The sequence below is a fragment of the Helicobacter mehlei genome (assembly GCF_003660265.1).
GTDB lineage: Bacteria > Campylobacterota > Campylobacteria > Campylobacterales > Helicobacteraceae > Helicobacter > Helicobacter mehlei.
Genome location: NZ_QXQP01000003.1, coordinates 35,165 through 48,952, shown reverse-complemented (window position 1 = coordinate 48,952; position 13,788 = coordinate 35,165). Strand labels below are relative to the sequence as shown.

Here is a 13,788-nt window from a genome sequence, read left to right as displayed (position 1 = left end):
AGCGATATAGCCTAAATTTTGCCACAAAAAAGGACACTTTAAGGAGATCACCATGTTTAGCGGGCTCATCTACCAAGTCGCCCAAGTAAAATCTCTTAAAGGCGATCTTTTAGAGATCAAGAGCGATTATATCCCCAAAATTGGGGATAGCATCGCCATTAATGGCGCATGCTTGAGTGTAGTTGCTTTAAACTCTCATGGCTTTAGTTTGCAACTCAGTCAATACACCCAAGAGAGCATCGCCCTAGAAAATTACCAACAAGGTGCGTTGGTGAATTTAGAACCTGCCTTGCTGGCTAATTCTAGACTGGATGGGCATTTAGTGCAAGGGCATGTCGATGGGATTGGGATCATTGAGCAAATTAAGTCTGTGGCTAATCAAATCAGCGTGCAAATCCAAGCCCCCCCCGATATTTTAAAACTCTGTATCCCCAAAGGCTCGATCGCCATTGATGGGGTGAGTCTCACTCTTGCAAGCGTGGGTGCTGAAAGCCTGGAGTTGGTGATCATCCCGCTCACCTTTAACAACACCCTTTTTAAAACCTGCCAAAAGGGGCGGCGGGTGAATATCGAAACCGATATGTTAGTTAGGAGCGTGGCACATCTCTTGGCCAAGCAAGCCCCTATGCCGACATGGCAAGTGCTAGACGCGCTCGCATTGGCTTACTAATGGGCATGCCCAAAGCGGCCGCACTGGCCTATAACATTGGCACAGACAACGCCCCTAAAGTAGTCGCCTCGGGTGTGGGACAGATTGCTAAAGCCATCATCGACAAAGCTAAAGCCTTCGATGTCCCGCTTTTTTGCAACGCTGCGCTGGTGGAATCCTTGTTAGATGTGCGTCTGGATAGCACGATCCCTCCCGAGCTTTACCAAAGTGTTGTAGAAGTCTTTGTTTGGCTACAAAATATTGAAAGCCACGCCCAAATGAGTTCTTAGAGTAGTTGCCAAATTAGCCTAAATAGGCTACAATCCGCACTGGATTTTACTTTGATAAGGACAGGGATGGAAAATAGGGACGATACAATCATCAGGTTCTCTGTGTCTTTACAGCAGAATTTATTAGATGAATTGGACAACCGCATCATCAAAAATGGCTACTCCTCACGCTCCGAACTGGTGCGCGACATGATCCGTGAGAGACTTGTTGAGGATAGTTGGTCTAAAGATGAAATGTTGCCAGAAATGGAAAATGGCTTGACCGTTGCGGTGCTGGTGATTATTTACGATCACCACCAACGCGAGCTCAACCAAAAGATCATTGACATCCAACATGAAAGCCATATCAGCATTTTATGCACCACCCATGTGCATTTAAACCAAAATAATTGTTTGGAAACCATCATCTTAAGGGGACGCCCCTCACAGATCATGCACTTGCACCTAGAGATTGGCGGGCTTAAGGGCGTGAAATTCTCCAAACTCACCAAAGCCTCTAGCTTCAAACAAAATAGCTAGGATTTTTGTGGATATTGCACTCTATGGTGGGAGTTTTGATCCCCCCCATATCGCCCATTTGGAGGTGATTAAACAGGCTTTAGAAAACCTCAAACCCGATAGACTCTTTGTGCTGGTGGCTTACCAAAACCCCTTTAAAACCCACCCTTGTTTTAGCCCCCAACAACGCTTAATGTGGATGCGCCAACTTTTAAAGGACTTAGACAAAGTGCAAGTGAGCGATTTTGAGATTTTACAAAACCGCCCCGTGCCCAGCATTGAAAGCGTGGAACATTTTTACCAAAAATTCCAACCCAACAAACTTTATTTTATCATTGGTGCAGATAATGTTGTTGGACTGGAACGTTGGGAAGGTTATTTGCAATTACAAAAATTGGTAGAATTAGTGGTTGTGCATCGGGAGGGGTACGCCCTACAACTCCCACAAGGCTTTAGGGCACAATCTCTGTTTTTGCCCCGCATCAAACGCCCGATCTCCTCAACCCAGATTAGAATTTGTTTAAAACAACACTGTATTAGCCAAGATATCCCCTATGCCCTGCAACCTTGTGCGATTCGAACTTTTAAGGAAAACTATGCCAAACCCAAGAATTACTAGGATCGTGGAACTCTTAGAGGATAAAAAGGCTACCGATATCGCCCTATTTGACTTGAGCAAGCAAGAATACATCACCGACCATGTGATTATCGCCACCGCCCTAGCAGGTAAACACGCTCTAGCCCTCTTAGATCACCTCAAAAGCACGCTCAAGCCTCTTGGTGAGGAATTTTATGCCATTGATGAGAGTAATGAAGAATGGCTTGTGATTGACTTGGGCGATGTGATGGTGCATCTTTTCACGCAGGCTTATCGCGAACGCTTCAACCTAGAGGGCTTTTTAAAAGATTACCACAACCCACGCGCGTGAATCCTACCCTCATTGCCATCATTGGGGCTAGTGGGAGTGGCAAGAGTGCCCTAGCCCTAGAGCTAGCCCAACGCTTAGATGCTGAGATTGTTTCACTAGACTCCTTGAGCATTTACAAAGAAATCAATATTGCCGCAGCCAAGCCCAGCCCCCAAGACCTGCAATGTGTGAAACATTACGGGATTAATGTTTTAGAAATCCATGAAAAAAACAACGCCCCCCTTTTTAAGCAAGAACTAGAAAAAGCGATCGCCACCACCCCTAAGAAAACCTTACTCATTGTGGGTGGGAGTGGTTTTTATCTTAAAGCTATCTTGGAGGGCTTAAGCCCCATGCCAAATTTAAGCCCTGAGCAACACTTAGAAATTCAAGAAAAAATCACAGCCCTGAATAATCCCCATGCTTTTTTGGCCCAAATCGATCCAGATTACGCCCAAATGTTCAAGCCCCAAGATACCTACCGCATCACTAAAGCCTTAGAAATTTATTTGGCAACTAAGACCCCCCCTACGCTCTATTTCCAAAAACACCCTAAAATCCCCTTTGATAGACCCATTAAACTCTATGCCCTACATGTGCTTAAAGAAAACCTGCACCAAAATATCGCCAAACGCACGGCACAGATGTTAAAATGCGGGATTGTGGAGGAAATTAGGGCACTTGTTGCCCAATATGGGAGCGATCACCAACCCTTTAGGGCAATTGGTCCTAAGGAGTGTTTGCAACACCTACAAGGCAAACTAAGTCTAAAAGAACTCTATGAAGCCATTTATACCCACACTTGCCAACTGGCTAAACGCCAGATGACCTTTAACCGCACGCAGTTTAAAGAGATTAGCTTGGTCGAACCACATGCGCTTTTAACAGATCTTGCGCCCTAATCGCGCACATGGGTCGTGCTTTTGATGATCACACTATTGTAGTCTTTTTGGAGCGGGCGGCGGTTGGGCTTGCTGTGCATGATGCGTTTGAGTTCCTCAAATTGTCTTTGAGAAATGCTGAGTGTTTCTTCGACAATAAACCAAGAGACACCCTCTGTGCAAGGAGGTGTGGTGAGTGAGCCATTAAAGTGGTAGTAATGGATGTCAGGGGGCAACAGAGTCTCTAGGGGTAAAATCTTGGGGGCTGACTTGTTTTTAAAGGAGCTAAATAAAGTGGTAAAAAGGGGATTGGCATCCCCAATATGGAAACCAATCCCCACGACCAACAAATGCCCATCATCATCTTGATGCACCAAGTGCATGCTTGTAGGCTCACGTTTGGAATGGATTGCAAATTCCATAGGAATATGGAAATGCAGGTTAATCAAGTAGTAGGGGTGATCGCGATAGAGAATAGTATTGGAGGGGGGTGCAAACTTAGCCACCAGAGTATGGTGATCGTAGCTAACAGAGGTGGGTCTGCGATCTTCATAGTCAAAAACGAGATTTTCTTTATCGGGTGTGTGGTAGTAGTGCTCGATGTTGATCGGGGATTGATTCTTGCCACTTTTGCAGGTGGCATAATCTTTGTGCAATTTATCCCAATGGTGGGCTCCCGTATGTTTGTCATAACTCCACTCACCAGCATTTAAGACACTAAGAGATAACAGACCGGCTAAAACCAACACATTTTTCATCAACATCCTTTTTGCTAGAAAGATACCTTGTTTATGCATGTATTTTTCTTTGAAAGTGACTTGTTTGTCTTAGTGGTAATCAAATCATGTAGTGAGGTAACAATCTGCCCAATCAAGTGTATTGGATGACACCCCTCTTGCCTCGTCTAAAAGCGCACCTTGAAACCCTTGCCAATGCTCCAAAAACAACACCCGATCAAAACTCTATATTGTCCGAATCAATATCGCTTGTGCCCGCACCCACGCCCTGTTGATAATTGCGCATTTGTTTGAAGACTTGCGCTTTGATGCGCTCAATGGCAGCACCTCTGTCGCGTTGATCCGCACTGAGCTGTTTGGAAAAGATAATTTGGCGTTGGCAATCTTTGATATTGATCTCCAAACCAATGTGGAATTGTCCATTGGCTTGACTCTCAAAGATTTTATTCTCAATGGTGTAAAAACCAGTCTGGTTAGTTTGTTGCACAAAGCGGGCATATTGTCCTGTGATCGCATCGGCAATTTCTTGATCGGAGTGGCTTGCAAAAATGATATTGGCTTTAGGCTTGGGGCTGTTGGCTTTGATAATGTCTTGATAAAACTGCGTGGATTGGGGCGTGCGTCCATAGGCACTCAAAATCTCATGCATAGGCTCCATCTTGTCCAAGAGGGCTTGGATTTGCTGTTTTTCTTTGATAAAAATGCCATGACAACCCGGGGTAGGCTGAAAGGGAGTGAGGGTGTTGTAAAGATTGGTGTAGCGTTTGGCTAAGAGGGACAAGAACATGTTCTTGTTGAGTTTAAGACGGGTATAGCATGTGTGGTGCGTGCATTCTTGTTTGTCTAATTGGACATTGACAAACTTGATGGAATCCACCACAAGTTGGATACGCTGACTCGATCGTTTGTCCAAGGTTTTATTTACCCTAGTGGTGTCGCTGGTGGTTTCAGAAGCCACATGCACCGCAATACTGCTAGCCAAGTCGCTTAAAGCTTTTTGCTTGGCAACTTCTTTACTCGATCCCGATCCGCTCCCATAAAAATAAGCCGGGTTAGTGGGTGTTTTTTCATACCAATGGGGGATGGCATTGAGGGCTAGGGGAGCACAGATAAAGATAAGGTACAATCGTTTTAACATAGCGATCCTTTGAATAAAGTTAGCAGATCATAGCATAAAAAAATGAGCACTACCACAACACTTTAACAATGTTGGTGTATTCAAAGCTCCTAATGTAAAGGATGTTGTGTTTATTGGAGCAGTAGGTATCAGGCAATAAAAGCATGTTGTGGGCGGGGCATTGTTGCAGGCTAAAGCTGTAGATGGGTTGCCCTTCAGATTGGATAGAAACCTGTTCATTAGGGGTATTGAGGATACGGGCGATATAAATTTTGCGTGGGAAAGTTACTGAGTTGCGGATATCCGCAGAGGCACTGGCCATGGCAAACAAAGAGGAGACTAACCCACCCATCACCCCTAAATAGTTATTAGACAGAGCTTCAATCCCTAACTTTAAAATCGTGGAAGTAATGGCCCTTGTGAGGATGTAGGGGAGTTGTTTTTTAAATTCGCTTGCAATGAGCCCATCTACATAGACAAGCTCCTCAAAGTCCTTATTTTGTCTAGGGGTGGTGATACTAAAAGAGTTATGAAAATCTGAGCCATCTAGGAACTGTGGGAGGGCTAGGCTGGCATCATAGACCCCGTTAGGCAGGGGCAGGGGGAGATCAATTTTAAACTCTTGCTTGGTCGCTTGTTTACCATCTTCAATAAAAATCCAAGTGAATTTTTCTTTTGTAGGGTTAGCAAAGAATAAAAGATCCTCGCCTGTGGTGATCGAATGGGTGATCCCATAGGCTTCTTTGATGTAATCCATGCCCTTAGATCGATCGTTGTTGAGGGCATAGAAAAGCCCGGAGAGATAGGATACGGCTGGATTGATCAGATCGCTGTAAGCTTGGAAGTGATCCAAATTGGAATAATCTTGAGCCAAAATGGCATTAACCTGTGCGGCCGAATCTTGTGCGCTGAGTTTAGACGATCCTTTCTCTCGCATCTTGCTAATTGCTTTTTTGATTTCTTTGTGGTAAAACTCCTTGGCCCGCCTTTGGCGATCGTTGGCGCGGTTAAACTCAACCCGCGCACCATTGATGTCTCCTAGAAGCAAATAATCCATAGCTTTGTAATAATTCAAAAACACGCTCTCATAAACACTCCCCGTGTAGGATTTGACATTGTCATTAATCAAGATCGCACCCAAGTCCCCCATAGACTTCCCAAAGAGATTTCTGTGGCGATCAAATCTGGCTTCTGCGGCATTGAAAGCTTGGATGGATTGTTTGTAATGCCCTAACATCAGAGCACTCATGCCATTATCTAAATGCCATAACAGCGCATTCTTATGGTCCTTTTTACCCCTTTTTTTAGAAAAAGCATAGGCATCTTGCATGCCAAGCGGGGAGTAATAGGCGTGATCAAAGCGGGCAAAGGCTGCACGCTCCCCGGTACAACCGTATAGAAATAAAAACAGGAGAGCGATCCAATAGATCGTATAGCTCCTCTTTTGTTTTGATGGCGTTTGTTGGGTTTTCGTTTGCATTATGTCGGTGTCTCCGTCATTTGAATTTGCCTGCATTTTATCAAAGTATAAGCAAGTTTTAACTACAATCGGCTCGCCTTTTCCTAGACCTATGCAATGGGGTGTTAGGATAACGCTTCAGGGTGGAAACACAGCAGAGTAGCTTGATATCTTGTGTGCCTTAGTCATCTGGGGGAAGGTAGTTGATCAAAGAATGGCCGTATGAAAATCCTCTTTATGGGTGCACCCTTGTTTGCTCAAGTAGTCTTAGAACATTTGATCCAGCAAGGTTTTTGTATTTTAGGGCTTGTAACCCAGCCTAGTAAGCCATTTGGGCGATCTAAACAGCTCAAAGATATGCCCACAAAAGCCTTTTTACAACAACACAACCCAGCTATTCCCATTTTTGAGCCCGCCAAAATCGATGCACCCTTCATAGACAAAATACGCACGCTCAAACCCGATGCGATCGTGGTGGTCGCCTATGGCAAGATTTTACCCCAAGCCTTTTTGGACATCGCCCCTTGTCTGAATTTGCATGGCTCGCTCTTGCCCCAATTTAGGGGGGCATCCCCCATGCAAGAGATGATTTTACACGATCTGCCTACCTTTGGCGTGAGCGTGATTGCAATGAGTGCTAAAATGGATGAGGGGGATATCTTAGGCACAGCCTCCTTTAAACCAGAGGGGTATTTAAATTTAGGGGAGTTGGGCGCGCGTTTAGCTCCGATGGGTGCTCAGTTGGTAGGCCATGTGCTCAATAATCTAGCCAACATCACGCCCCAACCCCAAGATCATGCCCAAGCCACCTATTGCAAGAAAATCAGCAAGACCGATGGTTTGGTCGTCTTTGGGTGTGCCAAGTCTCTTTTTTTAAAGTCTTTGGCCTATGATCCATGGCCGGGGGTGTTTTTAAAAAGTGGTTTAAAACTCTTTGGCGTGCAACTCTTGGAGTCTAGCCAAACCCACCAACCTGGGATCATTCTTGGCATGGAGAATCAAAGCGTCATCATTGGTTGCCAAAAAGGAAGTTTGAAAATCTCTGCCTTGCAAGCCCCGGGCAAGCAAAAAGTAGAGGCTAAAGCTTATTTGAGTGGCAAGCGTTTAAAAATCCATGATATTTTAGAGTGATGCGCTTTTGTTATTTTAAAACTCTACCCTCTACCCAGCTTTATTTGCTCCAACAAATCAAAGATGGAACACTGGATTTACCCGTCTGTGTAGTGGCTAGGCACCAAAGTTCTGGGATTGGTAGCCGCCATCAGGTATGGGAGAGTGTAGAAAAGGCCTTGACCTTCTCTTTTGCCTACCCTTTAGGCGATCTAAGCTCTGATGTGCCCCAACAGAGTTGGAGCGTGTATTTTGGGTATTTGTTTAAACAGAGTTTGCAAACACCCTGCGTGTGGCTCAAGTGGCCCAATGACCTTTATAAGGAAAAAGCCAAAATAGGGGGCGTGATGACCCAGATTTGCCACAATGTGGTGGTGTGCGGGATTGGTCTTAATTTGCAAGCCAGCCAGCATGGTGCCCTAGGAGAGGTCGATTCGACAGAGGTTTTAACGCGTTTTTTTGCCATGTTAGAGGCTAAACCCTCGTGGCTAAGTGTCCTAGAGCCCTATAGTTTAGAGTTTAAAACTAACCACTACGATTTGCACTTCAAGCAAGGCGATCAACAAATATTTTTTAAAGAGGCGCACTTGCTAGAAGATGGGGCTTTGCTCATCGCGGGCAAAAAATACTATAGCTACCGCTGATGTTTTAAGCCAAGCTTTGTTAAGATAACCCTTTAATCGTTAAGGAATAGGCATGAATATCTCTATCAATTTGTATTTAATGTTGGTCGTGTTTGTTACTTTTATCGTGCTGATGTGGCTCTTGCATCTATGGGTCTATCAGCCTCTGTTGGCTAACATGGACGGGCGGGAGGGTTCTATGCAAAAAGATCGGCAGTTTATCGACAACACCACCAAAGAGATCGTTGCTAGCAAACAAGAGGCCAAGAATCTACTAAGAGAGGCACGGTTGCAAGCGGATAAAATTTTGCAAGATGCCCTCCAGCAAGCCCGCTCTAACTATGAAGTGGTGTTGGCGCAAAAAGAGGAGGAGCTCAACAAAGACTATAAGCGTTTTGCCACGCAATTAAAGGAAAGTAAAAGTAATTTGAAATTACAATTGTTGCAGGATTTGCCTGCTTTGGAGGCATCGTTGAAATTAAAAATATCTCAAATGTAGGGTTACCTTTGATGGAGCGCGTGTTGGTCGGGGTGTTGGCTTTAGGGGCTTTGTGTTGGGCAAGTGGTGGGGAGGCAATGGACATTTCCCAAACAGATATTGTGGAACGGGTCTTGAATTTCATTTTGTTCATGGGAATTTTGTGGTATGCGATGGGGGGGGCTTTAAAAAAGATGTTGTTACAACGGCGGGCGCGCATCTCTGAGAAACTCAGCAGTTTACAGGAGGAACGCCAAGCCATCAAAGAGGAAAAGGAACAGGCATTGCGCTCTTTAGAGGAAGCCAAGCAAAAGGCCAGCCAAATTCTCTCCAATGCCAAACAAGAAGCCTATCTTTTGACCCAAAAACACGAGCAACTCTCTAAAATCGCCATAGAAAAGCTCATCAAAAACCACCAGAGTTTGATGGACAAAGAGGAAGTCAAGGTCCAACAAGAAGTGATCGATGAGGTGCTTGAAGAACTCTTTAAATCCAAACAAGCCCATTTTAATCTGCCCACTTATATGCACCTCCTCCACCAAAGGGTCATCCCATGATAGAACTGGTCGCTAAAAAATATGCCAAAGCGTTGCAAGATAGCTTTCAGGCTCAAGATCTCGAGCAAGTTGTGCAGACCCTAGAGGGTTTGGTAGCTTTCTATGATCATGCCGAGTTTGTGGAGATCATCCATTCGCCTTATTATCCTAGTTCTTTTAAAGAGGAGCTTTTGACCAGCGTTTTAGAAGAACAAGACAGCAGGGTGCGTAATTTGATCCGCCTTTTGGCAACACACAAGCGCCTAGGTTTGTTGCCCCATATCTACCAAGATTTGCTTAGCTGGATACAAGAAAAGAAAAGTATTTATAGGGGGTTTTTATACACTAACCAAGAGGTGTCTTTGGAACAACTCAAGCACTTGGAACACAAGGTATCCGATCGCTTGGAAGTTGGCCTGAGTTTAAAAGTCTTTGTGGATGAGGAAATGGAGGGGATTAAGCTGGATATTCCGGGTTTAGGGCTTGAGATCGCCTTTTATAGAGACAATTTTTTTGCCCAACTCAAGCACCATATCATGGAAGCGGTCTAAAAATAACAAGGAGATAAAGTGCCAAAGTTAAAAGCAGATGAGATTAGTGCCCTCATTAAGGAGAGAATTGAAAATTTTGAGTTAGATGTCAATATCACGCAGGTAGGGCGGGTAATCGCTTATGCTGATGGCGTGGCTAAGGTTTATGGGCTTAAAGATGTGATGTCTTATGAAGTGGTGGAATTTGACACCGGTGATCGTGGACTGGCTTCCAACCTAGAAGAGGGGAGTATTGGGGTGATCGTTTTGGGGGGTGGGAAGCACATTAAAGAAGGGACTTCTGTTAGACGTACCAAGCAATTAATGAAAGTGCCGGTAGGTGATGCTGTCGTGGGGAGGGTGATTAACACACTGGGCGAACCCTTAGATGGCAAAGGTGCATTGGGGGCAGACACCTTTAAGTTTGTGGAGCAAAAGGCCCCGGGGATTATGGATCGTAAATCCGTGCATGAGCCCTTGCAAACCGGCATTAAAGCAATCGATGCGCTTGTGCCCATTGGGCGCGGGCAAAGAGAGCTCATCATCGGGGACAAGCAAACCGGTAAAACCACCGTGGCAATCGACACAATCATTAACCAAAAAGATCAAAATGTGATCTGCATCTATGTGGCGATTGGGCAAAAAGAATCCACCGTGGCACAGGTGGTGCGCAAATTAGAGGAATATGGGGCAATGGAATATAGTGTTGTGGTCAATGCCCCCGCCTCTGCCTCCCCAGCGATGCAATATTTGGCCCCCTATGCTGGGGTGACTATTGGGGAATATTTCAGAGATCAAGGGCGGCACGCTTTGATTATTTATGATGATCTAAGCAAGCACGCTGTGGCTTATCGCGAAATCTCTTTGATTTTGCGCCGACCCCCCGGGCGCGAAGCCTTCCCCGGCGATGTGTTCTATATCCACTCCAGATTGCTCGAGCGTGCGGCTAAAATGAGTGATGAAAAGGGGGCAGGCTCGCTGACAGCCCTCCCCATCATTGAAACCCAAGCAGGCGATGTGTCGGCTTATATCCCCACGAATGTGATCTCCATCACAGACGGGCAGATTTTCTTAGAAACTGACTTGTTTTACTCCGGTATCCGCCCGGCGATCAATGTTGGCTTATCCGTGTCTCGTGTGGGTGGGGCGGCGCAAATTAAGGGCACCAAACAAGTTGCCGGCACTTTGCGCTTGGATTTAGCCCAGTATAGAGAATTGCAAGCTTTTTCGCAATTTGCTTCTGATTTAGACGAAGTGAGTCGCAAACAATTAGAACGGGGGCAACGCATGGTAGAAGTGCTCAAACAACCCCCCTACTCGCCCCTGCCCATTGAAAAGCAGATTGTGATTATCTATACCGGTGTCAAGGGCTTTTTAGATGGTATCCCGGCTAATAAGGTGGTGCAGTTTGAAGAGAGCCTTTATCCTTTCTTGGAGTCCAAGTATTCTAATATTTTAGAGGATATCCGCACCAAGAAAGCCTTAGACAAGGATTTAGAAGCCATGTTAAAAGTTGCGATTGAAGAATTTAAAATCGGGTTTGTGATTTAGGGGGGCACATGGGTGGGAGTTTAAAAGAAATTAGAAAAAAAATCGCCAGTGTTAAGAATACCCAAAAAACGACCCGTGCCATGAAACTCGTTTCCACTTCTAAGCTTAAAAAAACCGAAGAAGTGGCACGCCGCTCTAAGATTTTTGCCCGCAAGCTCAACGAAGTTTTTGCCGATATTTGTGCCAAGATCAAGACTAGGGGTTTAAAAAGTATTGAAAGCCAGTATTTTTTCCAATTAGAAAAAACCCAAATCCAAAAGATTGATATTATCTTTGTTACAGCTGATAAGGGGCTTTGTGGGGGCTTTAATGTTGCTACCATCAAAGAAGTGGTGCGTTTGATTAACCACTATAAAGAACAAGGGATTAAGGTGCGCTTAAGGGGGATTGGCAAAAAGGGTGTAGCGTATTTTGCTTACAACGGGATTAGCTTACTGGATAAGGCTTTAGATTTGAGCTCCTCACCTGATTATGATCGCGCAAGTGCCTTTATTGATAGGGCGGTGCAAGATTATTTGAATGGTTTGACCGATAGCGTGGTGATTATCCATAATGGGTTTAAAAACATGATCTCCCAGCAGATCAAAATCAAAAAGATACTTCCATTAGAATTTGATAGCACCCAACTAGAAGAAAATAGTCTCCATAGTGGAGAGACACAGGAGGGGATCATGGTCGAACCTGATGATGAAGAGGGTGTGATCTTAGATGCTTTAGCTAAAAAATTCATTGAGTTTAACATGTATTACGCTTTGCTCGATTCCCTAGCAGCCGAGCATAGCGCGCGCATGCAGGCGATGGACACAGCGACCAATAACGCTGCTGATTTGGTGCGTTCGCTCACAATCTCTTATAACAAGGCACGTCAAGAGGCGATCACCACTGAGCTTGTCGAGATTAATGCCGGCGTGGAAGCGATTAGATAGTTTAAGGAGAAGACATGGAAGATCAAAACATGCAAGTTGGCAAGGATAAAAAAGAGGGGCACATCATTCAGGTGATGGGTCCTGTGGTGGATGTGGATTTTGATTCCTATCTCCCCATGATTTATGAAGCCCTAGATGTGGTTTATGATTTTGATGGGGAGAGCAAACACTTGGTCTTAGAGGTGGCGGCACACTTGGGGGATAAACGCGTGCGCACCATTGCGATGGACATGACAGAGGGGCTCACACGGGGGCAAAAGGTAGTCGCAAGGGGCAAGATGATCGAAGTGCCCGTAGGGGAGGCGGTCTTGGGGCGTATCTTTAATGTTGTGGGCGAAGTGATTGATGACAAAGAATCCTTAAAAGAACCCACCCTTTGGCCTATCCACCGCGTCGCCCCTGCCTTTGAACAACAAAGTACCAAAACCGAAATGTTTGAAACCGGGATTAAGGTTGTGGATTTATTGGCCCCTTATTCTAAGGGCGGTAAAGTAGGCTTGTTTGGGGGTGCGGGTGTGGGTAAAACCGTGATCATCATGGAGCTCATCCACAATGTTGCCTATAAGCACAGCGGTTACTCTGTGTTTGCGGGCGTAGGCGAGCGCACTAGAGAGGGCAACGACCTTTACCACGAGATGAAAGAGGGGGGCGTTTTAGATAAAGTCGCGCTGTGCTATGGGCAGATGAATGAACCCCCGGGGGCAAGGAATCGCATTGCTTTTACGGGTTTGACTATGGCAGAATACTTTAGAGATGAAAAGGGCTTGGATATTCTCATGTTTATTGATAATATCTTTAGATACGCCCAATCAGGAGCAGAAATGTCGGCGTTATTGGGACGTATCCCCTCTGCTGTGGGTTACCAACCTACACTAGCCAGCGAAATGGGCAAACTCCAAGAGCGTATCACCTCCACCAAAAAAGGTTCGATAACTTCCGTGCAAGCGGTGTATGTGCCCGCCGATGACTTGACCGACCCCGCCCCAGCCTCTGTATTTGCCCACTTGGATGCCACCACGGTTTTAAACCGCAAAATTGCTGAGAAGGGCATTTATCCGGCTGTCGATCCGCTCGATTCCACTTCGCGCATCTTAGACCCCCAAGTGATCGGGGACTTGCACTATAAAGTCGCTACTGGGATTCAACAGATCTTGCAGAAATATAAAGATTTGCAAGACATCATTGCGATTTTGGGGATGGATGAACTCTCTGAGGAAGATAAGCGAATCGTGGAGCGCGCCCGTAAAGTGGAGAAATTTCTATCCCAGCCCTTTTTTGTAGCAGAGGTCTTTACGGGTAGCCCGGGCAAGTATGTAACCCTCAAAGAAACCCTAGAAGGTTTTGGGGGGATTTTGGAGGGCAAATACGATGATATTCCCGAGAACGCCTTCTACATGGTAGGGAGTATCCAAGAGGTCATCGAAAAACATGAGAAAATGAAAACTGAGGGGCGGGACAAAAAAGAAAAAAGCGCATAAGGCTAGGTGATGGGTGC

At 45.4% G+C, this 13,788-nt stretch carries 17 protein-coding genes and 1 other RNA gene; 15 read left to right on the top strand and 3 right to left on the bottom strand.

Features of this window, described 5'->3' with window-relative positions; translation table 11 throughout:
* Nucleotides 1–52 precede the first annotated feature (52 nt).
* The 6 genes from ribE to miaA all read left to right on the top strand — a co-directional run bounded on the left by ribE (nucleotide 53) and on the right by miaA (nucleotide 3,247).
* A complete protein-coding gene (gene ribE, locus EAO36_RS01675; RefSeq protein ID WP_120955619.1) occupies nucleotides 53–670 on the top strand; it encodes a riboflavin synthase in 618 nt (205 codons plus the stop codon).
* Nucleotides 670–939, top strand: coding sequence for an EscU/YscU/HrcU family type III secretion system export apparatus switch protein (locus EAO36_RS01670; RefSeq protein WP_120955618.1), 270 nt, complete (start codon nucleotides 670–672; stop codon nucleotides 937–939). The genes ribE and EAO36_RS01670 overlap by 1 nt, the downstream gene beginning before the upstream one ends.
* 66 nt (nucleotides 940–1,005) lie before the next feature.
* Complete coding sequence (gene nikR / locus EAO36_RS01665; protein ID WP_006016853.1) at nucleotides 1,006–1,458, top strand: nickel-responsive transcriptional regulator NikR; 453 nt, start codon at nucleotides 1,006–1,008, stop codon at nucleotides 1,456–1,458.
* A gap of 7 nt (nucleotides 1,459–1,465) precedes the next feature.
* On the top strand, nucleotides 1,466–2,056 hold the full coding sequence (gene nadD, locus EAO36_RS01660; protein WP_120955617.1) for a nicotinate (nicotinamide) nucleotide adenylyltransferase: 591 nt from the start codon (nucleotides 1,466–1,468) through the stop codon (nucleotides 2,054–2,056).
* Complete coding sequence (gene rsfS, locus EAO36_RS01655; protein ID WP_120948081.1) at nucleotides 2,034–2,366, top strand: ribosome silencing factor; 333 nt, start codon at nucleotides 2,034–2,036, stop codon at nucleotides 2,364–2,366. The genes nadD and rsfS overlap by 23 nt, the downstream gene beginning before the upstream one ends.
* The gene (gene miaA / locus EAO36_RS01650) at nucleotides 2,363–3,247 is read left to right on the top strand and encodes a tRNA (adenosine(37)-N6)-dimethylallyltransferase MiaA (protein WP_120948080.1); all 885 of its coding nucleotides are present in this window, start codon (nucleotides 2,363–2,365) and stop codon (nucleotides 3,245–3,247) included. Before rsfS ends, miaA begins: the two co-directional genes overlap by 4 nt.
* Here miaA and EAO36_RS01645 read toward each other — a convergent pair.
* The 3 genes from EAO36_RS01645 to EAO36_RS01635 form a co-directional block, all read right to left on the bottom strand.
* The gene (locus tag EAO36_RS01645) at nucleotides 3,244–3,984 is read right to left on the bottom strand and encodes a carbonic anhydrase family protein (protein ID WP_120948079.1); all 741 of its coding nucleotides are present in this window, start codon (nucleotides 3,982–3,984) and stop codon (nucleotides 3,244–3,246) included. The genes miaA and EAO36_RS01645 overlap by 4 nt on opposite strands.
* A 196-nt stretch (nucleotides 3,985–4,180) precedes the next feature.
* Nucleotides 4,181–5,101, bottom strand: a complete 921-nt coding sequence (locus tag EAO36_RS01640; protein WP_185962944.1) for an LPP20 family lipoprotein — start codon at nucleotides 5,099–5,101, stop codon at nucleotides 4,181–4,183.
* Between the two features lie 49 nt (nucleotides 5,102–5,150).
* Nucleotides 5,151–6,560, bottom strand: a complete 1,410-nt coding sequence (locus EAO36_RS01635; protein WP_205586154.1) for a COG3014 family protein — start codon at nucleotides 6,558–6,560, stop codon at nucleotides 5,151–5,153.
* A gap of 80 nt (nucleotides 6,561–6,640) precedes the next feature.
* Here EAO36_RS01635 and ffs point away from each other — a divergent pair.
* The 9 genes from ffs (at nucleotide 6,641) to atpD (ending at nucleotide 13,771) form a co-directional block, all read left to right on the top strand.
* Nucleotides 6,641–6,738, top strand: an RNA gene (gene ffs, locus EAO36_RS01630) — signal recognition particle sRNA small type.
* Between the two features lie 23 nt (nucleotides 6,739–6,761).
* On the top strand, nucleotides 6,762–7,670 hold the full coding sequence (gene fmt, locus EAO36_RS01625) for a methionyl-tRNA formyltransferase (RefSeq protein ID WP_120948077.1): 909 nt from the start codon (nucleotides 6,762–6,764) through the stop codon (nucleotides 7,668–7,670).
* Nucleotides 7,670–8,293 (top strand): biotin--[acetyl-CoA-carboxylase] ligase, encoded by a 624-nt coding sequence (locus EAO36_RS01620; RefSeq protein WP_120948076.1) that lies wholly within the window; start codon nucleotides 7,670–7,672, stop codon nucleotides 8,291–8,293. Before fmt ends, EAO36_RS01620 begins: the two co-directional genes overlap by 1 nt.
* 52 nt (nucleotides 8,294–8,345) lie before the next feature.
* Nucleotides 8,346–8,771 carry a F0F1 ATP synthase subunit B family protein gene (locus EAO36_RS01615; protein WP_120948075.1) on the top strand — a complete coding sequence of 142 codons (426 nt, stop codon included), beginning with the start codon at nucleotides 8,346–8,348 and terminating at the stop codon, nucleotides 8,769–8,771.
* 11 nt (nucleotides 8,772–8,782) lie between these two features.
* Nucleotides 8,783–9,307: a F0F1 ATP synthase subunit B family protein gene (locus EAO36_RS01610; RefSeq protein WP_235852227.1), complete on the top strand. Its 525-nt coding sequence runs from the start codon at nucleotides 8,783–8,785 to the stop codon at nucleotides 9,305–9,307.
* Nucleotides 9,304–9,837, top strand: a complete 534-nt coding sequence (locus EAO36_RS01605; RefSeq protein ID WP_120948073.1) for a F0F1 ATP synthase subunit delta — start codon at nucleotides 9,304–9,306, stop codon at nucleotides 9,835–9,837. Before EAO36_RS01610 ends, EAO36_RS01605 begins: the two co-directional genes overlap by 4 nt.
* A gap of 18 nt (nucleotides 9,838–9,855) precedes the next feature.
* Nucleotides 9,856–11,367: a F0F1 ATP synthase subunit alpha gene (gene atpA / locus EAO36_RS01600; RefSeq protein WP_120948072.1), complete on the top strand. Its 1,512-nt coding sequence runs from the start codon at nucleotides 9,856–9,858 to the stop codon at nucleotides 11,365–11,367.
* 8 nt (nucleotides 11,368–11,375) lie between these two features.
* Nucleotides 11,376–12,293: an ATP synthase F1 subunit gamma gene (atpG, locus tag EAO36_RS01595; protein ID WP_120948071.1), complete on the top strand. Its 918-nt coding sequence runs from the start codon at nucleotides 11,376–11,378 to the stop codon at nucleotides 12,291–12,293.
* Between the two features lie 14 nt (nucleotides 12,294–12,307).
* Nucleotides 12,308–13,771, top strand: a complete 1,464-nt coding sequence (gene atpD, locus EAO36_RS01590) for a F0F1 ATP synthase subunit beta (RefSeq protein WP_185962941.1) — start codon at nucleotides 12,308–12,310, stop codon at nucleotides 13,769–13,771.
* Nucleotides 13,772–13,788: the final 17 nt, after the last annotated feature.